Raw genomic sequence first — 22,088 nt, 5'->3', positions numbered from 1 at the left:
GACGAACTATTTGGTCACTGTCAACGTCTTCGACGCCGAGGTTTTGCCCAGGAAGTTCGAGTCGCCTGAGTAGGAGACCTTGACGCTGACGGCTCCCGTCTTGCTCGGTGCCGTGAACGAGGTTTTCACAATCCCCTTCTTCGCGGCCGAGATGCTGACCGTCTTGACGACCTTCGTCCCGTTGTAGATCTTGATGGTTCCGGTCGGGTAGAACCCGGCCGTCGCCCCCGTGATCGTTGCGGTCACCGTGACCGTCTTCTTTGCCTTCGGCTTCGAGGTGTCCAGCGAGAACGAGACCGAGGTCACCGCCTTCGACACGACGTAGCCTGAACTCGCAACCGAGCTCGCCAACGCCTCATCCGTTCCGAGGAACTTTGCGGTGACCTTGTAGCTGCCGGCCTTCAGCGTGGCCGGCAGAGTGATCGACGCGACGCCATTCACAACGGTGGCGTTCACCGTCTTCGTGCCGTAGGTGAAGGCAACCGAGCCTGTCGCCGAGCCGCTCACGGTAGTCGTAGCCTTCGTCGTCTTGCCGAGCGACTGCGTGGCGGTGGCCAGTTTGAGCGCGACCGTCGTCTTGCCCTTCACTACCGCAAAGCCGGCACTCGCAACCGAACTTGCCGACGCCTCCTCGGTTTCGAGGAACGTCGCCGTGACCGTGTAGCTGCCGACCTTCAGCGTGGCCGGCAGAGTGATCGAGGCGACGCCCTCCACGACGTCAGCCGACACAGTCTTCGTACCGTACGTGAAGGCAACCGAGCCCGTCGCCGAACCGCCGACTGTCGCTGTGACCTTCGTTGTCGCTCCGAACGTCTGCGTGGCGGTGGCCAGCTTGAGCGCGACCGTGGTCTTGCCCTTGACGAGGGCGAACGATGTCGTTTCCGACTGTGACGCCGAGGCGGTCGCCGTTGCGGCAAACGTTGCGGAGAGTGCGTGGGCACCCGCCGTGAACCCGGCGGTCACCTCCAGGGTCGCGATCCCGTCGACTGTTGCAGCTGTGCCGAGAACCGTGTCGCCGTCGGTGAAGGTCACCGAACCGTCTCTGCTGGCACCCGACACCGTTGCGGTCAGCGTCGTTGACTTCTTGATCGCAGGGAGCGACGGTGACACGGCCAGGGTGGTCGAGGTCGGCGCGAGCACCGACACCGTTGCGGTGGAGCGGTACGAGAACCCGGACCCGAGAGCTGTGAGCACCGTCGACCCGAGTGCCGCGTCGCTCGGAACAGTCAGCTCACGCACGGCAGAGCCGGACTTGTCGGCGATGACGCGGCCGAGGTCAGTCTCGCCGTAGGTGAACGCAATGCTCTCCCCCGGACGGTAGCCGCTGGCCGTGACAGTCAGCGGAGCCTCCGGCGCAACGTCTTTCGCCGACACCGCCAGCGACCCCTCTGACTGTGACGCGGCCAACTCGGCGCACACATCGCCCTGAGCACCGACGGCCGATGCCTCGACCGCTGAACCGGTCACTCCATCGTCTTCACGCACGGTCAGGTTGTTGAAGGCGCTCGCACCCATCACCGCATTCTGCGTGTTGGTCGCCGACACCTTGAATGCGGTGGTTGCCGCACTCGAGGCAGTCTTGTCGCCGAGCGTCGAGACGGTGATCGCCTTGCAGGTTTCGCCGGGTGCAAAAACGACCTTCTCCATTCCGAGGCCGACCTTGCCCGTCGCACTGCCGATCACGCTGACGTATGCGGTGACCGTCTTGTCGTCGGCACGACTCAGGTAAACCGGCACATCGGCGGTTCCCGGCCCGTTGCCTTCTTCGACACTCGTCGCACCGACGTTGACCGTCGTGCGGGTTGCGATGACGGGCGTGCCGACGCCCGGGGTGTCGAATGCGAGGTCGGAGAGATACACCCCGCCGGTGCCGGTCGTGTCGGCACCGATCGCGGCCGTGAACCGGATCTCACGGACATCCGCCAGGTTGATGCCGGTCAGGCTCGAGGTCGGAATCGTCAGCTGCTGGAGCACGACCTTGTTCAGAGTCGTGTGGGATCCTCCCGGCATGCGGTTGATCGCCGACGGGTTGATCGCCGACGCGAGCACCGAGGATGTCGCACCGTCGCCGTCGACAACGGTGACGGTGAAGTCGGTGCCGGTGGGCACTGACTCGTCTGGCGCAGTCTTCACGGTGAGCTGGGAGTACTGCGAGGCGTCGCGCTGTGCCTTCGGTACTGTCACACGCAGCTCTCCCGTGCTGGCCACAGTCGGATCCGATGCCGATGCCCCTGTCCAGAGGAACTTGGTGACGGGGAATTCGGGAACGTTCGGAGCGAACGAGCCTGGCGTCCAGTGTGGAACCTGCGCGGAGAGCTTCGATGTCGCACAGAATGGCAGCGCCTGCGGCAGAGTGCGACCGGTCAGGTTGGTGCAGACCGGTGCGGTGGCCGCTCCGTAGGTGCGGATCAGCGAATTCTGCGACGTGAAGTCGGCGATCGTTGACGTGTTCTGCTGCGGCTGGCTGGCCATCACCCGCACGTCGGCGAAACTTGTCGAGGAGGTGTTCGGCTTCACCGAACCGTCGAACAGCGACTGGAACTGCGTCTCGCCGCCCATCGTGAGCCGGAAGAAGCCGGCCATGTACGACACGCCGACCTGGTACTGCTGGTCGGCGGTGAGGCGGGTCGAGTCGGTCGTGGAACAGGTCGAGGTCTTGTCATTCACGCTCCAGTCGTCACCGGTTGCGGCCGGGTACTTGCCCGGAGTCCAGACGGTGTTGAAGAAGTTGTGGTTCGCGCCCATGACCCACACGGCTGAGCGGAGCACGTTGTCGTCAAACGCGTTGCGTGAGTCGTCGATGAAGTGCTGCCCCTGCTGGTTCGACACATCGCCGTCACAGTACGGGAGGAAGACGGCGGTGGGCAGATCGGGAAGAGTCATGCGCCCGAAGTCGACCGGCGCAAGCGGGAGAACCGCTTCGATACCGAACGGCGTCGCGAGGCCCTGGTTGAGAGTCGCCGCAGAGACGACGCCCTCCCCACCGCGCGAGTGACCCATGATTCCGACGTGGGCGAGGTCGAACCGGCCGACGAGCGAAGCCGCGGTGACGCCGGAGGCGGCAGCCGGCTGGTCGGTACGCGTGGTTGCTCGCAGCAACGCGTCATCGAGTGTGCGCGTGGTCGTCGTGCTTGGCACGGTCGCGGTGGCGGTCGTGATGTCGTCGTAGCTGACCGCTGTTCCCGCTGACGCGTTCTGCAGCATCGTCAGTGTGTCGAGAACTTCCTGGCCTCTGGCCTGTGCGCCGTAGTCGAGCGCAAGCTGGTTGTCGTTCGAGTTGACGGCGTTGACGGCGATCGAGAGCACGTTGTATCCGTTGCTCGCGAGAGCACGCGCGGTGCCCTCATATCCGAGGTAGCTGCGGATGTTCATCTGGGTCGGACCACACGGCCAACGCAGCGGGTTGGCCCCGCTGCCGGAGCACGAGGTGTGGCGACCGTGCATCAGAACGACGGTCGGACGCGCGCCTTCCGCATTTGTCAGGTACATCTTTCCGGTGAGCTCGCCGCGGAGTCCGCCGATTGCGGCGAGGGGAACGGCCTGGTCGCCGAAGTCGTATTCGGCTTCGGTCACGGTGTACGCACCAAGCGTTGCTGGGTCGGCCGCCGGGGTGTCCTCGGCGAGGGGCAGCGACTTCAGCTGCTTGAGGAGCGCTTTGTTCTCAGGTACGGCCGGGGTGACGGGCGTCTCTGTCGCTTCTGCTGCTTTGTCATCCTCGCCGCTCGACCAGCCCTTCGTCACAGTGGTGGCGTTGACGACGGCCGGATCGCTCGTCACGACGGCCAGCGAGAGTCCGTCCGCCGATTCGACGGCAAGCCCGATGTCTGTGCCATCGATGAGAAGGGTCGGGGCGTCATTGACGATGGGGAGCGGCTCACTCAGGGCGAGCGTGACCAGGTAGGCACCTGCGAGCTGGGTGATCGACCAGCCGTCTCCCGATGCGACCTCACTTGCAGAGTTGTTGCTGGCGATCGGCGTTGCGAACGCTGCGGGGGCAGTCGTCAGGGCCATCACCGGCACCAGGCAGAGAGCGGCCGCGAACACCGCTCTTCGTGCTGTGGACATGCGTTTAGACACAGTTCTCCTCGCTGAAAATGATCGGATGGGCTCAGACACCGCAGTTTGTGGGCGCGCGCGTAGGAGCTTCAGTGCAGGGGGCTGCACTGCGAACAGGAGGATTCCGTTGTCCTCCGGGACGAGACTAGGGCGCGCGGAGAAGCCATTCCGGCCGGGAAATGAAGTCGTAACACAAGCTTCATATCGGCTGCGTCTGGCGACCGAACTCGACCAGCTCGTGGGCCCAATAGAATCTGACAATGTCTACTGCGCCAGCTCACGGTTCCTTTGCACTCGGCCTCGATTTCGGCGGCACCAAAGTGGAAGCCGCTCTGATCGACGCTACGGGCACTCTGTTCGCGCCGAGCCGCTTTCGCGCACCGACTGGCCCCAGCTCGTCAAGCGCCGAGTTGGAGGCGAGCGTCACCGCGGTCGTCACGCAGGCCGTCGCAGCGCTGCCGAACGATGCGCCGCTGGCCGGAGTCGGAATCGGTACCGCTGGTCCGATCACCGTCGCATCCGGTGTCATCTCTCCGTTGAATGTGCCGGCCTGGCGCGACTACCCGCTGGCCGATCTGGTGCGTTCGCTGGTGCCCAATGTGCCGGTGCGACTTCGACTGGACGGACTCTGCATCACGCTTGCCGAGCACTGGGTGGGAGCCGGCCAGGGCGTTGACAACCTGATGGGCATGATCGTGTCGACCGGCGTCGGCGGCGGGCTGATTCTCGGCGGGCGCACAATCACCGGCCCCAGCGGCAATGCCGGACACATCGGGCACGTTGAGGTCAGCGGATACGACGACCCGTGCGCGTGCGGCGGCCGCGGCTGCCTCGAAGCCATCGCCTCCGGCCCCAAAACAGTGGCATGGGCGCGCCGACAGGGGTGGACCGGAACGACGGGCGAGGAGCTCGCCGCCGCTCATGCCGCAGGAGATGACATCGCCGTGCGTGCCGTTCAGCGCAGCGGTGAAGCTCTCGGCCACGCGATCGCCTCAGCGACGAACCTGGTCGACCTCGACCTCGTCGCGATCGGAGGCGGCTTCTCGCACGTGTCCCCCGCGCTGTTCGACGCCGCCCGCCGCACCATCGCCGAACGCACGGGCTTCGAGTTCGCGACACGGGTGCGCCTCGCTCACTCCGCGCTCTCGGGCGAAGGCCCGTTGATCGGGGCGGCTGCGCTGATTCACCGTGCGTCGATGGTGCCGTAGCAAGAACTGCCGGAGTGCTCGGGCCGAGCCCGCCTACCGGCGTCTGGCGAGGTCATCCTCAAGCAGGTGGGGCCGACCGATGACGGTGCCCGCGACGACGGCGACGAGAGCCGTTGCCATCAGAAACAGCAGCGGCCACAGCCATCCGTCTGTCGCATCGTGAAGCACCCCGACGACCAGCGGCCCGAAAGCGCCGATGACGTAGCCGACACTCTGAATGAACCCGCTCAAGGCGACGGACCCGGCATGCGTGCGCGTGCGGAGATTGATCAGCACGAGCGCGAGCGGGAAGAGCAGCGGGCCGAGACCGGCCACCGCTACCCAGAACCAGGTTCCCGTGGTGGGAAACAGAACCAGGCCGCCATAGCCGACGAGAAAGCTTGCAACGCCCAGATAGACGAGCAGCGCGACGTTCTTCATCCGGGCGGCGAGCACCGGAATGAGGATCGCGGCGGGAATGCCCATTGCGGCGTAGAGCGACAGCATCGTGCCGGCCTCCGCGGCACTCGCGCCGGCGCTCTGGATCAGCAACTGCGGCAGCCACGCGAACATCGCATAGGCGTTCAGCGCCGAAACAGCGAAGACGATCGTGATGGCCCAGGCGATCGACGACCCCCAGATCTTGCCGAGCAGTGCGGGCTCCGCCTCGTCGATGACCGGTGTCGCCTGGGCCGACGTGCGGTGACGCACCAGCATGGTGATCCACGGCACCATGGCGAACAAGGCGAGAACCGCCCACATTCCCAGCGAGGTGCGCCATCCCGCCGTGTCGGCGACCGGAACGGCCAGCAGCGGCGGTACCAGCGTGCTGACCGAGAGCATGGTGGCGTAGAGCGAGGTGACGAGCCCGATCCGGTCGGGAAAGTATTTCTTCACCAACGGCGGCAGCAGAACATTGCCGGAGCCGAGTCCGGCGAACGTGATCACGCTGCCGAGCAGGAGAACGGCGACCGATCCGGAGAATCCGCGCAGCAGGCTTCCGACCACGATTGCGCCGAGCGAGAGCAGCAGCACGTTTTCGAGGCCGATGCGCCGGGTGAGCACGGGGGTGAGAATGCCGAACACGGCGAAGCAGATGGGAGGAAGCATCCCGAGCACGCCGATGGTCACGGGGTTCAGCGGAAGGTCAACGCTGATCTGAGTCACGATCGGGGACAACGCGGTGACCGCGGTGCGGAGGTTCGCGGCGACGAGAATAATCCCGATGAGAGCGAGCGTTCGGCCCGCCCAGAGTCGGGGGGCCGGCGCGTCAGTCATCGGACAAGTCTAAGCTCGGAGCATGGCCGACTTCGCCAAACACCTTCCGCTCAGCATGCGCCCGACGATTGACGAATCCGGCGCCAACTCTCGCTGGGGCGGGCATCTCGCGGCAACGCTCCGTGCGACGGCCGATGTTCTCGACACGCTCACTCCCGAGCAGTGGGAGACCCAGAGCCTCTGCGGCCTCTGGCGGATTCGGGATGTCGCCGGACACCTGGTCTGGCGGGTCGGCAGCAGCAACCGGGTTCTCGTCGGCACCGCGTCCCGCGCCTACTTCGGCCACTTCGTCAATCCGAATCGGGCGATCGACGCGCTCAGCCGTGCAGCCGCCGAGGCTCCCGTCGCCGACCTGGTGGCACGCATCCGTGAGATCGCCGACGAGAAAGCCGCCGGCCACGGGCGCACCGGCGTGGGCGAGCTGACCGAGGCCGTCGTGCATGGGTATGACATCGCCCGACCGCTCGGAATCTCGTTGCCGATCGCTCCGTCGGCGTCCGGCGCGGTAGCCGTGCGAGGCAGCCTGCTGGCGCCGACCGAGATCAAGGCGGTTCTCCGCACCCGCACCTTGGTGGCGACGGATGCGGTGTGGCGGGTGGGACACGGCCGCGAGCTGCTCGGCACGGCCGAGACGCTTGTGCCCTTCATCTACGGTCGCGGAGGGCTTCCGGTCGAGAGCCGCTGAGCGAACGCCCGTTGGTCGAGGAGCGAGCACCAGCGAGCGTCTCGAGACCTCGCGAGCAGATATTCACACGCAACCCGAGTTCAAGGATTGGCTCGCGAGATCTCGAGACGCGTGCTCGCAAGCTCGCGCGCTCCTCGATCAACGAAATGGCCCACATACTTCAAAGACGCGGCCGACTCCGTCGCGCGCTCCTCGATCAACGAAATGGCCAGCCGGCTAGGTCAGGATCGCGCGCACCCGGGTGACATCGTCTGCGATCTGTTCGATCAGCGGGTCGATTCCGGTGAAGGCCACCATGCCCCTGATCCGTTCGACGAAGGACACGTCGACAATGTGCCCGTACAGATCGATGTCTTCGTCGAGCACATACGCCTCGACCTGCTTCTGCGGAACTCCCTCAAAAGTGGGATTGTTGCCCACTGAAATCGCTGCGGGGTAGCGAGTTCCGGCATCCGTCAGCCAGCCGGCGTACACGCCATCGGCCGGAATCAGTCCCTCGGATTGCGGCGAGAGGTTGGCCGTCGGATAGCCGAGTTCTCGGCCGCGGGCTGCTCCGTGCACGACAACACCGCGCACCGTCGGAATGTGACCGAGCAGCGCCGCCGCCGCCGGGATGTCCCCGTCGGACAGCAGCTCGCGAATCCAGGTCGACGACACTCTGTGCTCGTTGTCTGGCATCACGTCGTCGATGACGTGCACCTCGAAACCATGGGTCTCGCCGAGCCGCTGCAGCAAGGCGACATCGCCGGCACCACGGGCACCGTAGTGAAAGTCACGGCCAACCAGCACCTGCCGCGCGTGCAGCGCGTCAACGAGAATGCCGCGAATGAAATCTTCGGGCGGCAACGACGACAACGCCTCGTTGAACTCCAGCACGAGTGTCGCATCGACACCGGTCTCGGCCAGCAACTCAAGCTTCTGATCGACGCTGACGAGAGCATTCGGGCAGTGAGACGGCGAGAGCAGGGCAAGCGGATGCCGGTCAAACGTCACGACGACGGCCGCGAGTCCGTCGCGCTGCGCGAGCGATTTGAGTTCGCTGATGACGGCTCGGTGACCGGCGTGCACCCCGTCGAATTTGCCGATACTGATCGCGGAGGCCGGCCAGTTGGAGGGAACGGCGTCGACCCCGTTCAACGTTCTCACGAGGCGTGTCCCGGCGTTGCGGCGCTGTTGACGGCCTGCGGAGCTTTCGCGCGTGCACGCGGACGATGACGCGCCAGCCACCACATCCCGAGAATCGGCAGTACGAGAGGGATAAACAGATAGCCGTAGCCGTAGACCGACCAGACGGTGTGGTGCTGGAAGAGATCGGGAACAAGAAGGCTCAGGGTTCCAATGGTGAGTACGCCGACCAACTCGAAGGTGATCGTCGCCCAGGCGATGCGATACCAGACCGGGCCGCGCGCGATCAGTGCGATCGTGGCGACAATATAGACGACGGCGGCGAGCGCCGACAACGAGTATGCCAGCGGCGCCTCGTCGAACCGAGAGATGAGCTGCGAGACGGAACGGCCGGTGGCGGCGAGCGCCAACACACCGTAGACGGCAATGAGCAGTCGTCCGACACCGGTCACGCGGCTGGGGGTTCCGGCAGCGGTGCGCGTGTCGGCCTGAGTTTTTTCTTCGATCATGGCTTGGCAATTATCGCAGCATCCGCAAGGCACTTCGTGCCAGCGCCTAGACGGCCGCGGCCGTCCAGATCTGCAACATCCGGTAGACCATCACCCCCACTGAGAGGCAGACCACCCCCAGAATGACAGTGCTCCAGCGGCTGCGCTCGATCAGCGCCCAAAATGCGGCGACGATCGGCAGCAGCAACGCACTGATCAAATAGATGTAGAACTCGAGCAGGCTTCCGGTCGGCTCGTTGCCCACCGCCGGCGCGACGAGAGCCACAACGAGTTGAACGATCAGCAACAGCTCGACCAGGGCGACGGCGCCGAGCGTGAGGTCGTTCGGTTTGCGTCCGGCCAGGCCAAGGGCGAGGCAGAGCAGCCCGCCGAGCACCGCAACCGCCAGTTGCAGCCAGGTGAACCACTCGATCATGAGGTGGCGTCCGAGGCGGATGCCACGGTGCCGGCAGACACGGACGGCGCGTCGGGTGCCTGCTTGTCGGGTTCATCAGGCCCGGTGGGCACATCGGGCTCGTCGGGCGGAAAGTTCACCAGCGTCTTGCCCTGGCTCCCCCGACGCGTGACCAGGCCGACGAGCCGGCCGCCCGGCGCAACGGCGGCAATTGGGGAGTCCGCGGCGATCTCACTCACCGACGTGCCGGTCAAGTCGATGCGCTTGCCGTGGCCGAGGTCGACCGCTTGCTCGGCGGTGAGGTCCAGGCGCGGAAAAAGCAGTGTCGCCGCATCCGTGGGGCCGATCAAGACCGAGGCGATATCGAGTTCTTCGAGCGTCTGGGCCGCATCGATGCCGAACGGGCCGATGCGCGTGCGGCGCAGGCTGGTGAGGTGTCCGCCGACGCCCAGCGCCTCCCCCAGGTCGCGGGCGAGGGCACGAATGTAGGTGCCCGAGGAGCACACGACGCGCACCTCAAGGTCGAGAAAGCCGTCGACGAACGTGCTCGAGAGCAGTTCGAACTCGCTGACCGTGACGGGGCGCTTCGGCAACACCACGTCTTCTCCGGCCCGCACGCGAGCGTAGGCTCGCTTGCCGTCGACCTTGATGGCGCTGACCGAGCTGGGCGCCTGTTCGATGGCCCCTGTCAGGTCGCTGATGCCGGCCGTGACCGCATCCGCTTCGATCGCGGCAACCGTTGCTGCATCCGCGGCGACCAGGATGTCGCCCTCGGCGTCGTCGGTCGTCGTCGACGCCCCCAGACGAATCGTGGCGAGGTACTCCTTGTCGAGGCCGACCACGTAGGTGAGCAGTCGGGTCGAGCTGTTGATGCCGAGGATGAGCAGGCCGGTTGCCATCGGGTCGAGAGTGCCGGCATGGCCGACCTTGCGTGTGCCGGCGAGCCGGCGCGTGCGGGCGACGGCGTCGTGGCTGGTCCAACCCGGGGTCTTGTCGATCAGAACCAGGCCGCTCTTGGTGGCGCTCATGCGTCTTCTTTCTGTGCTGCGGTGACGTCGATCACCAAATCAAGTTTGCTCTGAAACGCGCAGGCCAAGATCTCTCTGGTCGCCGGATCGTCGTCGATCGCATCGGGCAACTGCAGGGCGAGCAATGTGTTCATCAACATGCCGTCGGCCAGAAAGCCCCGTACATACTCGGGCGAGAACCCCGCCTCGTCGCGAAGAATTCGGTAGGTGGCCAGAAACCCCACCCGGGCGCGCGGCCCGATGACGGGGTCATGTCCGCTGATGAAGCCCTGCATGAGCGAGAGCAGGATGCCGCGATCCTCGATCAGGTCGACATAGGCGGCACCGAGACGCGCGCCCACTCCCTCGGGCGGCACACCGTCGACGGGTGGAAACTCGGCGATCACCGCGCGGAACGCGACGGCCAGTTTGATCTGTGCTCGATCGAGCACTTCGAGAAAGAGATTCTCCTTAGTGCCGAACATCCGCACGACGTAGGGCTGGGAAATGCCAGCCGCGCGGGCGATCTGGTCGGTCGTTGCACCGGCATAGCCCCGCTCACCGAACACGCGGCTGGCTGCGGCGAGAATCTGTTCCCGGCGCTCAGCGGCCGGAATTCGCTCAGTTGTCGTCTCACTCACACTTGACATGTTATCAGTCGATTACTAACGTGTCCCTTTGTAATCATTCAATTACCACGAAAGGTGTTCCCGTGGCTTCCACCCCCGCCCGCCGCGTTCCTGTCTGGCTCGCGATCATCGCGGCCGCACTGCCGATGTTCATGGCGACACTTGACAACCTCGTCGTCACCGGCGCTCTGCCCGTGATCAACCGCGACCTCTCCGCATCCATCGAAGAATTGCAGTGGGTTGTCAACGCCTACTCGCTCAGCTTCGCCACCTTCATGCTGATGGCCGTCGCACTCGGCGACCGATTCGGCCGGCGCACCGTCTTTCTTGTCGGCATCACCGTTTTCACCGCCGCGTCAGTTCTTGCGGCGCTCAGCCACGAGACCTGGATGCTCATCGCCTCCCGCGCACTGCAGGGCGTCGGCGCTGCGGCGCTCATGCCGCTCTCGCTCACCCTGCTGGTCGGCTCGGTCAGCACCAAGCTCAGGCCAGCCGCGATCGGCATCTGGGGCGGCATCGCCGGTCTCGGTGTCGCACTCGGCCCGCTGATCGGCGGTGCGGTGATCGAGGGCTGGAACTGGCAGGCCATTTTCTGGCTCAACGTGCCGGTGGGCATCTTGTCGGTCCCGCTCGTTCTTCTCGCCCTGCCGAACAGCTTCGGCGCGAAGCTGCGCGCCGATATCGTCGGCCTCATTCTGGCCGGCCTGGGCGTGTTCGGCCTGGTCTACGGAATCGTGCGCGGCAACGATGCGGGCTGGAGTAGCGCCGAAGTAGTCGGCACGCTCGGCGGCGGCGCCATCCTGCTCGTGCTCTTCGTTCTCTGGGAGATGAGGGCAGCGGCTCCACTCCTTCCCCTGCGACTGTTTCGCGATCGCAGTTTCACCGTCGCCAACCTGGTGGGTCTCACCTTCAGCTTTGGGATCTTCGGCTCGATCTTCATCCTGATTCAGTTCTTGCAGATCGTTCAGGGGCACACCCCGCTCGAAGCCGGCCTGATGACCATGCCGTGGACGCTCGCGCCAATGGTCGTCGCGCCACTCACCGGGATGCTCAGCCCGCGCACCGGAACGCGTCTGCCGATCGTCGTCGGCCTCGCCTTCTTGTCGGTGGCAATGTTCTCTCTGGCGGCGACCATGTCGCCCACCGTGGCATACGGCGCACTGATTCCGGCGTTCCTGCTCGCCGGAGTCGGAATGGGCTTCGTCTTCGCGCCGAGCTCCACCGCGGTGCTCGCCAATATGGCGCCGGTGGACCACGCAAAGGCGTCGGGAACGAACTCGACGCTGCGCGAGATCGGTGTCGCGCTCGGCATCGCCGTCTTGACCGCTGTCTTCACCGGCGCCGGCGGCCAGCTCACCCCGACCGGCTATGTGGATGCCGCTATTCCGGCGATCACGGTCGGCGCCGGCGTACTCGCGATTGCCGCGGTGATCGCACTCGCGCTACCGTCGAAGCGCAATGCGATGGCGGCTGCGGCGTCGTTAGCGGCCGCGGCGTTGGGCGCTCGGTCCGGCGCTCAGCCGGAGGAGTCGGCCGACGCCGACGCTCGCGAGACCCGTGACCCGGTGCACTCGGCGCTGTAGCGGCTCCGGTTGAGGAGCCGTCGCGTCAAGCCAGGCGGACTCCTCAATCTAGGCTGGTGCAATGCGAATCGCAGTCATCGGTGCCGGTGCCCTCGGCGGAACATTCACCGCTCTCCTCGCCCGGGCCGGGCATGACGTCACCGTGACCGCGCGCGGCGCGGGGCTGGCCGCGATCAGGGCCGACGGCATCCGCCTGAGTGGTGGTTTCGGCGATGTTCACGCGCGGCCAACCGCGCTCGAGCAGCTGACCGAGTCACCAGAGCTGACGCTGGTCTGCACCAAGGCGCAAGATGCCGAGGCCGCGATCGCGCAGAACGCCGCGGTCATCGATGGCGGGGCCGTCATCGTCGTGCAGAACGGCCTCGACGGGGTGAAGACGGCCGGGCGGCTGCTCCCCCGATCCGACTCCTTCGGAGCGCTCTCGATCATCGCCGCCAACTACACCGAGCCAGGAGCCGTGCGGGTGACCACGGCGGCGCCGACCTATCTCGGCCGCGGCTCCGGCCCGGTCGATGCCGAGACTCGGCGCTGGCAGTCCGTTCTGAACGACGCGGTGCCGACCGTCGCCCAGCCCAATTTCGTGGGCGCACAATGGACGAAACTTGTCGTGAATATGCTCAATGCCCTCCCCGCGATCACCGGGCTGAGCGTGCAGACCGTCGTCGACGATGGGGGCTTGCGCCGCGTGATGACCGCGAGCATGCGTGAGGCCGTGCAGGTCGGAGTGGGCCGCGGGGTGCGTTTCGGTGCGTTTCAGGCGCTCGGAGATGCCCGGCTGCGCGCCTTTCGCCACCTGCCTCTCACGCTCGGACAGGTTCTCCCCCTTCAGATGCGCCGACGGATGGGATCGGTGCCGAACCTCGGCTCGACTCTGCAGAGCGTCACCCGCGGTCAGCTGACCGAGATCGACTTTCTGAACGGCGCGGTCGTGCGCGAGGGGCGCCTTGCAGGAGTGCCAACGCCGGTGAATGCGCTACTCACCGCGCTCGTGCATGAGGTCGAGGCGTCCGGAGCCTTCGTGGCGCCGGCCGAGGTGCTGAATCGGTACGCCGCCCTCTAGTCTTCGCGACCGACCTCATCCCGCCGAGTTTGACACGTGCGGTCGAGTTTCCCTGGTGTGCCGGTCAAACTCGACCGAAACGGTCAAGCTCGGCGAGGGGGCACGACGCCGTCAGCAGCTGTCGAGCAACAGACGCCGCGGCAGCAACGGGTTCGAGTTGTCGATCAACGCCGAGACGACACTGCGCGGATTCGCCTCCTCGAGGTAGAGACGGTCGGCCTCGTTCTCCGGCTCGCTGTCGATGCGGATACTGTAGGCCCAGAGTCCGTGCAACTCACGCCGGTTGATGAACTCGCCGTCGATGATCAGCACGGCGTCGACGGGAGAGGTCAACCAGGTCGGCTCGATCCAGGTGTCGCGATCCGGATCCCACTGGGCGGTCACAAACCCCGTCGCGACCCCCATCCGGAACGGGTCGATCAGCACACGGCGCAGCGTGGGGTAGTCGTAGGCGTGCCGATAGTGGCGTTCCGGCGACGGCGGTCCGAAGGCATCCTGGGCAGCACGCGACCTCTGAAAGTAGCGCAGCGACGCCCGAAAGACCGGATGCTCGCGCTCGTCGAAGACGGCGGCCAGGTCGTCGGCGAACGCGGTGCGCCCCGATGATTCGTTGCCACCGACCGCGACGATCTGTCGTCCACGCCCGTAGTTGTGCAAAATCTCGGTGGTGAGCGAGCGCAGGAACTCGATCCGAGGCGTGGAGACTAGCTTCATAAATCGAGCCTAGGTTAGATGTGATGAACGAGACACTCCCCGCACCTGATCTTGCGCCTGTGATCACCGCGTGGTTTCACGAGAATGCTCGGGATCTTCCGTGGCGGCGCGACGGTTTCACCGCCTGGGGAACCCTCGTCAGCGAGTTCATGCTTCAGCAGACGCCAGTCGCCCGGGTGATTCCCCGCCTTGAGGAGTGGCTCACCCGCTGGCCAACTCCCGCCGCTCTCGCCGCGGTTCCGGCCAGCGAGGCGGTGCGTGCCTGGGCGTCGCTTGGCTACCCGCGCCGCGCCCTCTGGCTACATGCCGCGGCGGTGCAGATCACCGAGCGGCACGGCGGGGAGGTACCAGACGACGTCGACGAGCTGTTGGCTCTGACCGGGATCGGCGACTACACCGCGCGCGCGGTAGCCGCCTTCGCCTATGGCCACCGGCATCCGGTCGTCGACACGAACACGCGCCGGGTGATCGCGCGCGCCGTCGCGGGCCAGGGCGAGCCCGCCCCGCCCAGTCGCACCCGCGATCTGGAGGCAATGACCGCGCTGCTGCCGCATGACCGGCGCGAGGCTGCGGCGTTCAACGCCGCGATCATGGAGCTCGGGGCCATCGTTTGCACGGCGAAGAGTCCGCGTTGCGACGTCTGCCCGATCAGGGATGCCTGCGCCTGGCGGGCAGCCGGCTACCCGGTCTACGACGGGCCGAAGAAGGCCGTGCAGAAGAAGTATGAGGGAAGCGACAGGCAGGTGCGCGGCCTGATCATGGCGGAGCTCCGCTCGACCCACCGTCCGGTCACCAACGCGGAGATCGAGACTCTCTGGCCGAATGCCGCCCAGCGCGACCGCGCACTGGCCGGCCTACTCTCCGATGGTCTCGCCGTCGCCTCGCCCACCGGTGGCTACCTGCTGCCCGACTGACTTCTCGTCCCTCGAGAACCACTCGTCCCTGTCGTCACTCTCGTCACTCACCGCGAGCCTGCAGTTGTCGGAGCCTCACGACGCGGGAAGCTCCGACAATTGCACTCTCGCGGGGGAAGCAAGCAACAATCTAGGCTGAGGCCATGCCGAAGCCCGTGCTGCATGTTCACGCGAAGACTGCTACCGACGAGTTGGCGCTGGCCTTGGCCGCGCTGCCTGAACGATTCGGGTTGGTGCGCGAGTTTGCGGATGCCGCCACCGCCGAGGCGCTGCACGCCATCGCCGCACTCCAGCTCCCGTCGATCGATCTCACCCACCTGCCGTTCCTGACGATTGATCCGGCCGGCTCAACCGACCTCGATCAGGCCATGCACATTGAGACGCACGGCAGCGGATATCGAGTCTTCTATGCGATCGCGGATGTCCCCGCCTTCGTCGTTCCCGGCGGCGCGCTTGATGCAGAGGCCCGCCACCGCGGCCAGACCATCTACGCTCCTGACGGGCGCATCCCCCTGCATCCCGCCGTTATCAGTGAGGGAGCCGCCTCACTGCTGGCCGGGCAGGAGCGCAGTGCATTCGTCTGGGAGATCGCTCTCGATGCCGAGGGTGAGATCACCTCGACGACCGTCACGCGGGCGCGCATCCGCAGCCGTCAGCAACTCAGCTACGAACAAGCCCAGTCGGCACTCGACACGGCGCAGCCCAGCGAAACCCTGCGGTTGTTGAAGGTCGTCGGAACCGCGCGCATCGAATTGGAGCGGCAGCGCGGCGGCGCGAGCCTCAACCTCCCGAGCGTCGAGATTGAAGAAGTGGGAAATGCTGAGTCCGGCGGTGGCTACCGTCTCGTGCGACGCAGCCCGCTGCCGATTGAAGACTGGAACGCCCAGATCTCGTTGATGACCGGGATGGCTGCGGCTCAGCTGATGCTCGGCGCACGCATCGGGCTGTTGCGCACGATGCCGCAGCCGGAACCGGCCACCATCACCAGCTTCCGCCATCAAACCCACGCACTCGGGCATCCATGGCCTGAAGATATGCCCTATGGAGAATATCTCCGCACGCTCGACCTGCAGGATCCCCGTGAGCTCGCCATCATGCACGCGGCAGGCTCCCTCTTTCGCGGCGCCGGCTACACGGCATTCGACGGCACGGCACCCGCCAACACCATGCAGGCCGCCGTCGCCGCGCCATACGCTCACGTCACCGCACCGCTGCGACGCCTCGTCGACAGGTTCACTCTGGTGCTCTGTGCGGCAATCTGCGCAAACGAACCAGTGCCTCAATGGGTGAGTGATGCGCTCACCGAGCTGCCGGGCCTGATGACATCGTCGGATCAGAAGGAGGGCGCACTCAGCCGCGCCGCAATCGATGCCGTGGAGGCCGCCGTGCTCAGCCGACGGGTCGGCGAGGTCTTCACCGCGACGGTCATTTCAGCCGGCACCGGTTCGTCTGGCTCTGCAACAGCCGGAAACGGCGCAGCGAACGGCAGGGGTCGCATCCAGCTGACTGATCCGGCCGTCACCGCGCGCTGCACCGGAAATCTGACTGCCGGCACGGTGATTTCGGTGCGACTCGTCGAAGCCACCATCGAGACGGGAATCGTGTCATTCGAGGCGGTGTCGACGAGTCAGCACGAACTCATCGCCAACTAGGCAGGAACCACCGAGTCGGAGCCGACGACAGGAAGCCAGATCCTCATCGTCGATGGTCCGCGATTCGCCCAGGAGTAGTACGGTCGCAACGCCGCCCGGGTGACCGGCGCGTCATCGCCCGCCACCGCACCTGTGCCGTATGGCCATCCACTGTCAGCGACCGTGACCTCCCGCAGGGCAACAGTCACGCCCTCGCCCTCATCGGTGCGGTCGAGCAGCTCAGTCAGAATACGCGCTTCGTTCACGCTCGTGATGCCGGGCGCATCCGTCGATTCAAGGCACAGCACCAGCGGTCCGCGTTCGACGGCAAGCTGGCCGCGCAACGCATCGATACGAGGGTCGGGAGCGCTCCACCGCGCCGCCATCGGCAGCGACAGCTCGATGACCTCGCCGACGGCGAATTCGCGACGGATGCTCACCGCACCGGGTTCGACGGCGCGCGTCTCACCGTTCTCGGTCAGGGTGGCGCCGACGCTCGCCCAACCGGGAACGCGGAGCGTGAGCTCCCACTCCCCCTCGACGGTATCGGTGACCTCGACACGCACGAGGCCCTGCACGGGGTACTCGGTCGAGACCGTGACGCCGACGGTACCGCCGGCCACCGGCGCCGTGATCGCCCCGCCGGCGTACTGGTGGATCTGCAGGCCATCGGCCGACGACGTGGCGAGATAGGCCCCGAGGGAAGCCAGAGTTCTGGCGACGTTGGTCGGGCAGCAGGACACGTCAAACCACGGTGCGCGCAGGCTCGACGACGCACGGGGGCTCGCCTCGTCGCCTGACGGAACACTTCCCGGCTCGCGCTGGTGCAGCGTGTTCGTGTAGAAGAATGAGCGCCCATCGGCCGCCGGCGATGCCGCGACCACATTGAACAGAGTGCGTTCGATCACGTCTGCGTATGCGGAATCACCCGTCGCAAGCAGAAGCCGGTAGTTGAGCATGATCGAGCCGACGCCGGCGCAGGTCTCCGAGTATGCACGGTCAGACGGCAGTTCGAAGTCGGCACCGAACGACTCCCCCTCGTGGTGAGCGCCCATTCCCCCGGTGATGTAGGTGCGTTTGGCCAGTGTCTCGGACAGCTGGCCGATGATGGCGCTGACGAGGTCTTCGTCATCCGTCTCGACCGCCACGTCGATCGCGCCGGCGGCCAGATACATGGCACGCACCGAGTGTCCGGCCATCACCGTTGCATCACGAACGGGAACGTCGTCCTGGTAGTAGCTTCGGCCGAACTCAATGTCGCCGAGCACACCGTGCCCGCGGCGCTCCACGAAGAGGCGCGCCTGCTCGAGATAGCGCGGGTCGCCGGTGTATCGGCTGAATTCGACCAGCGCCGTCTCGATCTCGGGGTGCCCACAGACCGATTCGATGCCGCCGACGCCGAACACCTCACAGACGTGGTCTGCGGCGCGGCGCGCGATCTGCACCAGCTGGTCGTCCCCGACCGTGCGACCGCGGGCGACCGCGGCTTGAAGCAGGTGGCCGTAGCAATAGAGCTCGTGCCCCCACTGCAGGTCGGAGTACTTGGCCGCCTGGCCGGGACGACCGAAGTGGGTGTTGAGGTAGCCGTCCTCCTCCTGTACCGGGGCGATCCGCGCCACGAGCGCCCGGAGCCTGGCGTCCATTGCCGAATCGTTCGTGCGACCGATCTCCCAGGCCATAGCTTCAATCAACTTGTAGACATCCGAGTCAGCGAACTCGCGTCCGGTGCGGTCGGCCGGCAGACGGCCCTCGACCGCCGCATCGAAGTTGTCGACCCAGCCCATCTTGTCGACCCAGTGTTCACAGTGCTCGATGATGGCGCCGGCGTTCAGCTCCTGCCGCTCACCCCAGAAGCCGCCCTCGATGCGCACCTCGCGCAGACCGAGCGGGTTCAGCCGGCCGTGGCTCGGTTCGACGGGGCGACCGGCAGCAGCTGCCAAGTTCTGTGCACGGTCGATCAGTTCAGCGGTAGAAGACATGGTTACCCCAGTTCACGGTGAAGAAGTTGAAAAATGCAGCTCAGTCGAGCGAAGAATGACGAAGAAAGATGGCGAAGTCGCCGAAGGATGGCGATGCAGAGCGAAAACGCGCTACTTCACGGCGCCCATGGTGAGCCCCTCGCGCAGGAGTTTGAAGGTGAATACGAACAGGATCAGAATCGGAACCGATGTGATCACGGCAAGCGCCATGAGTCCCGGCCAGTTGATGCCGAAGGCCGACACCTGCTGCGCCAGCAACGCGCTCAGCGGGTAGTTGCCCGGCGAGAGAAAGAAGTTGACGGCATAGAGAAACTCGCCCCACGACATCAGAAAAACGAGCGTTCCCGTCGTCGCGACGCCATTTCTGGCGATCGGCAGCATGACAGAGAAGAAAGTGCGCATGGTCGACGCGCCGTCGATCGACGCGGCCTCTTCGAGCGCTTCAGGCACGGCCCGAAAGAACGGTCGCAGCAGCAGCACGGCGAAGGGGATGAGCATCGCTGAGTCCGCGATGATCACACCGAGATTCTGATCGAGCAGACCCCAAGATCCGAAGATCTGAAAGAGCGGAATCACATTCGCGGTCTGCGGCACCATCTGCAGCACGATCAGCAGTCCGAGGCCGATCGTGGTGATCCGCCCATCGACCCGAGCCAGACCGTATCCGGCGGGGATGGCGACCAGAAGTGTCACGAGTGTCGTTCCGGCTGCGATGACGAGTGATTGACCGAGTGCGATGAACAGTCCGCTCTGGCCCAGCGCCGCGGAATAGGCGTCGAGCGTCGGCGCGAAAATGACGGATGCCTGCGACGAGATGACATCGGACGGGCTCTTCAACGAGGTGAGTACGATCCACAAAATCGGGATGCCGTACGCCAACAGCAGGATGAATCGCAGCGGTGAGGCGATCGGTTCGAACCGCTTGGGACGGCGGCGACGTGCCGGGTTCGTTGACGGGTTCGTCGACCGGGCGGTCAGCACCGCCGGAGCTTCTGGTGACGTGACGCTCACGAGTTGGCCTCTTCCTTGCGCACGCTGCGGGCGTAGATGAATGCGAGTACGAGCACAAGCAGAACCGAGATCACGGCGGTCGCAGCGCCGAGGCCGAAGTCATATCTGACGAACGCCTGCAAGTAGCTGAGGAACGGCAGCGTGTTCGTCGACGTGCCGGGGCCGCCGTAGGTCATCACATAGATGAAGTCGAACGAGCGGAACGCGTAGACGATGGTCAACACGACGAGAACGAGGGTGGTCGGGCGCACGGCGGGAACGATCATGTGCCAAATCTCCTGCCAGCGGTTTGCGCCGTCGATGCGAGCTGCCTCGAAGGTCTCGGCGGGAATGCCCAAGATCGCCGCACGAAAGACCAGTGCGTTGAACGGGATCACCGCCCAGGAGTTCACGACCGCGACCGACATCAGCGCGAAGTGCTGGTCGTACAGAAAGGGCACGGCCGACTCGGTGAGGCCGAGGCCGGTGAGCACCGAGTTGAACAGGCCGGCGTCGCCGAGGAGAAATTTCCACACGCTGCCGTTGACAACGGGTGGAAGCGCCCAGATGAAGACCATCAGGCCGAGAATGAACGCGGCTCCCTTGGTGGACTTGCTCAATAGGATGGCCGCGACCAAGCCGCCGACCAGCCCGATGATCGTGACCACGAGAACAAACAGGGTGGTGTTGCCGAATGCGGTGCCCAGGTCGCCTTGCTCGGCGCCGGCCACGAAGTTGTCGAGTCCGACGAACTGCCAGGGCTGGTTGAGCGTCGACGAGGTGACGTCGGAGACGCTCATCCTGAACAGCTGCAGCATCGGGTAGAACGAGAAGATCGCCAGGAAGACCGCGGCGGGGATGATGAATGCCAGCTGCTTGCGCTTATTCGACGGCATCCGTTTGCGGGTGCGGGGAGCAGCTGCGCCGGCGGGCCGCTGAGCGGCCCGCCGAGTCATCTGCTTCGATGACGTTTCAACGGTCATGATGTGCCTCACTGGTCAATTCCACAGTCATCGTCATCGGAGTCGTGCTGTTACTTCGTGAGCAACGGGGTGAGCTGCCCCATGAGCTTCTCGGCAGCAGCAGCCGGTGTTGCCGAACCGCCGATCACCGAGCTCCAGGCCTGGCCGACGACCAGCTGCTGGTCGGCGACGTTGGCCGGCGGCACAGCGGCGGAGGGGTAGTTTGCACCGTTCGTGGCGATGGATGTCGCAAAGGCCGACAGCAGCGGGTCATCCGTCACAGCCTTGTCGGCTGCAGCGTCGAGGCGGCTCGGGATGCTTCCGACGTCGGCGAGTGCAATCGCCTGGCCTTCTGCGCTGTAGTAGGTCTCTTGCAGGTACTTCCAGGCCAGGTCGGGGTGCGTGCTGAATGCCCCGATGCCCTCGGCTTCGCCGCCGAGATAGACCTGGCCCGAGTCGCCAACGGGCAGCGGCACGACGCCGTAATTGAAGTCGGCCGAGCTCGCAGCCGTGCCGATCTGCCAATTGCCGTTCGCCGCGAATGCGACGTTTCCGGCAGCAAAGGTCTGGAACGGAACGGTCTGATCCCAGGTCACGGCCTCGCGGGTGAGTGCGCCGGTGTCCGTCCAGTCCTGCACCATGGTGAATGCGTCGGTGAGAGCGGCGGCATCCGGCTTGTCGTAGTTGAAGCCGAAGCTGCTCAACCAGGGGTACGCCTGCCATTCGCCCTGTGACTGCGGCAGGCCGGAGAGGGTGATTCCGCCCTTGCCTGCTGCGACGACCTTGGCCAATGCCGCGTTCAGCTCATCCATGGTCGTGGGCGGCGTCACACCGACCTCGTCGAGGATGTCCTGGTTGTACCAGAGTCCGAGAAGGTTGACGTAGCCCTGCACACCGTAGGTGGCATCGTCGAGGCGGTGCACGACAGAATCCGGAAACTGGTCCTTGTCTGCGAAGGAATCCCACTGGTCCTGGATCGGGGCGAGCGCCCCGCCGAGGGCGAGCGTGCTGGCATCCGCTCCGTTGAAGACGACCACATCGGGGCCGGTCTTCGCGCCGACTGCGGAGATGAGCTTCGAGTTGATCTGGTCGTAGGGCACGTACACATTGTCGACGGTGACGCCGTCATTGTTGGTCTCGAAGAGGTCCTTGTAGTCGGTCATGACCTTGACCTGATTCTCGTCGCTGAAGTAGTGCCAGACCGTGATCGTGGTCGCGTCGCTCGCTGCGCCGCTGGACGTCGGCGTGCATCCGCTGAGGGCGAGGGCGCCCACGGCAAAGATCGCGCCGGTGGCCAGCGCAACCGCCCGCCGTTCGCGTCGCCCGCTCGAGTGACTTTCACCAGTGAACTTCATTCGTTGTCCTGTCTCTAATCGTCGTTGATT

18 protein-coding genes are annotated in these 22,088 nt (G+C 65.5%); 6 read left to right on the top strand and 12 right to left on the bottom strand.

Going from position 1 to position 22,088, the window contains the following annotated elements:
- Positions 1 to 6 precede the first annotated feature (6 nt).
- Positions 7 to 4,065, bottom strand: a complete 4,059-nt coding sequence (locus ABD791_RS20005) for an Ig-like domain repeat protein (RefSeq protein ID WP_345069647.1) — start codon at positions 4,063 to 4,065, stop codon at positions 7 to 9.
- Positions 4,066 to 4,316: 251 nt separating this feature from the next.
- Here ABD791_RS20005 and ABD791_RS20000 point away from each other — a divergent pair, with 251 nt between their 5' ends.
- Complete coding sequence (locus ABD791_RS20000) at positions 4,317 to 5,264, top strand: ROK family protein (RefSeq protein ID WP_345069646.1); 948 nt, start codon at positions 4,317 to 4,319, stop codon at positions 5,262 to 5,264.
- A 33-nt stretch (positions 5,265 to 5,297) separates the two neighbouring features.
- Here ABD791_RS20000 and ABD791_RS19995 read toward each other — a convergent pair whose 3' ends face one another.
- On the bottom strand, positions 5,298 to 6,521 hold the full coding sequence (locus ABD791_RS19995) for an MFS transporter (RefSeq protein ID WP_345069645.1): 1,224 nt from the start codon (positions 6,519 to 6,521) through the stop codon (positions 5,298 to 5,300).
- A gap of 22 nt (positions 6,522 to 6,543) precedes the next feature.
- Between ABD791_RS19995 and ABD791_RS19990 the strand changes: the two genes are divergently transcribed.
- Entirely contained in the window at positions 6,544 to 7,206 is a 663-nt protein-coding gene (locus tag ABD791_RS19990) for a maleylpyruvate isomerase family mycothiol-dependent enzyme (protein ID WP_345069644.1), read from the top strand.
- Between the two features lie 216 nt (positions 7,207 to 7,422).
- On the opposite strand, the gene ABD791_RS19985 is transcribed toward ABD791_RS19990, so the two are convergent.
- The 5 genes from ABD791_RS19985 to ABD791_RS19965 are packed head-to-tail and all read right to left on the bottom strand — an operon-like array spanning position 7,423 to position 10,891.
- Positions 7,423 to 8,352 carry a bifunctional riboflavin kinase/FAD synthetase gene (locus ABD791_RS19985; protein WP_345069643.1) on the bottom strand — a complete coding sequence of 310 codons (930 nt, stop codon included), beginning with the start codon at positions 8,350 to 8,352 and terminating at the stop codon, positions 7,423 to 7,425.
- Entirely contained in the window at positions 8,349 to 8,840 is a 492-nt protein-coding gene (locus ABD791_RS19980) for a hypothetical protein (protein ID WP_345069642.1), read from the bottom strand. The genes ABD791_RS19985 and ABD791_RS19980 overlap by 4 nt, the downstream gene beginning before the upstream one ends.
- Positions 8,841 to 8,886: 46 nt before the next feature.
- Positions 8,887 to 9,255 (bottom strand): hypothetical protein, encoded by a 369-nt coding sequence (locus ABD791_RS19975; RefSeq protein ID WP_345069641.1) that lies wholly within the window; start codon positions 9,253 to 9,255, stop codon positions 8,887 to 8,889.
- A complete protein-coding gene (gene truB / locus ABD791_RS19970; protein WP_345069640.1) occupies positions 9,252 to 10,262 on the bottom strand; it encodes a tRNA pseudouridine(55) synthase TruB in 1,011 nt (336 codons plus the stop codon). Before truB ends, ABD791_RS19975 begins: the two co-directional genes overlap by 4 nt.
- Positions 10,259 to 10,891, bottom strand: coding sequence for a TetR/AcrR family transcriptional regulator (locus ABD791_RS19965; protein ID WP_345069639.1), 633 nt, complete (start codon positions 10,889 to 10,891; stop codon positions 10,259 to 10,261). The genes truB and ABD791_RS19965 overlap by 4 nt, the downstream gene beginning before the upstream one ends.
- Positions 10,892 to 10,953: 62 nt before the next feature.
- Between ABD791_RS19965 and ABD791_RS19960 the strand changes: the two genes are divergently transcribed.
- Positions 10,954 to 12,453 (top strand): DHA2 family efflux MFS transporter permease subunit, encoded by a 1,500-nt coding sequence (locus ABD791_RS19960; RefSeq protein WP_345069638.1) that lies wholly within the window; start codon positions 10,954 to 10,956, stop codon positions 12,451 to 12,453.
- 61 nt (positions 12,454 to 12,514) lie between these two features.
- Entirely contained in the window at positions 12,515 to 13,513 is a 999-nt protein-coding gene (locus ABD791_RS19955; protein ID WP_345069637.1) for a ketopantoate reductase family protein, read from the top strand.
- A gap of 111 nt (positions 13,514 to 13,624) precedes the next feature.
- Here ABD791_RS19955 and ABD791_RS19950 read toward each other — a convergent pair whose 3' ends face one another.
- Positions 13,625 to 14,227: a nucleoside/nucleotide kinase family protein gene (locus ABD791_RS19950; RefSeq protein ID WP_345069636.1), complete on the bottom strand. Its 603-nt coding sequence runs from the start codon at positions 14,225 to 14,227 to the stop codon at positions 13,625 to 13,627.
- 23 nt (positions 14,228 to 14,250) lie between these two features.
- Here ABD791_RS19950 and ABD791_RS19945 point away from each other — a divergent pair, with 23 nt between their 5' ends.
- Both ABD791_RS19945 and ABD791_RS19940 read left to right on the top strand, forming a co-directional pair.
- Positions 14,251 to 15,141, top strand: a complete 891-nt coding sequence (locus ABD791_RS19945) for an HhH-GPD family protein (protein WP_345069635.1) — start codon at positions 14,251 to 14,253, stop codon at positions 15,139 to 15,141.
- Between the two features lie 143 nt (positions 15,142 to 15,284).
- The gene (locus ABD791_RS19940; protein WP_345069634.1) at positions 15,285 to 16,793 is read left to right on the top strand and encodes an RNB domain-containing ribonuclease; all 1,509 of its coding nucleotides are present in this window, start codon (positions 15,285 to 15,287) and stop codon (positions 16,791 to 16,793) included.
- Here the strand turns inward: ABD791_RS19940 and ABD791_RS19935 are convergent.
- From ABD791_RS19935 to ABD791_RS19920, 4 genes are all read right to left on the bottom strand, one after another.
- A complete protein-coding gene (locus ABD791_RS19935) occupies positions 16,790 to 18,751 on the bottom strand; it encodes a glycoside hydrolase family 127 protein (protein WP_345069633.1) in 1,962 nt (653 codons plus the stop codon). The two genes, ABD791_RS19940 and ABD791_RS19935, sit on opposite strands and share 4 nt — an antisense overlap.
- A gap of 111 nt (positions 18,752 to 18,862) precedes the next feature.
- Positions 18,863 to 19,762, bottom strand: coding sequence for a carbohydrate ABC transporter permease (locus ABD791_RS19930; protein WP_345069632.1), 900 nt, complete (start codon positions 19,760 to 19,762; stop codon positions 18,863 to 18,865).
- Complete coding sequence (locus tag ABD791_RS19925) at positions 19,759 to 20,724, bottom strand: carbohydrate ABC transporter permease (RefSeq protein WP_345069631.1); 966 nt, start codon at positions 20,722 to 20,724, stop codon at positions 19,759 to 19,761. Before ABD791_RS19925 ends, ABD791_RS19930 begins: the two co-directional genes overlap by 4 nt.
- 50 nt (positions 20,725 to 20,774) lie before the next feature.
- Complete coding sequence (locus ABD791_RS19920) at positions 20,775 to 22,058, bottom strand: sugar ABC transporter substrate-binding protein (protein WP_345069630.1); 1,284 nt, start codon at positions 22,056 to 22,058, stop codon at positions 20,775 to 20,777.
- Positions 22,059 to 22,088 lie beyond the last annotated feature (30 nt).

This window comes from Glaciibacter kafniensis, assembly GCF_039538945.1.
GTDB classification, from domain to species: domain Bacteria; phylum Actinomycetota; class Actinomycetes; order Actinomycetales; family Microbacteriaceae; genus Cryobacterium; species Cryobacterium kafniensis.
The sequence above is the reverse complement of the archived record's forward strand: the minus strand, read 5'-3'. Positions and strand labels throughout refer to the sequence as shown.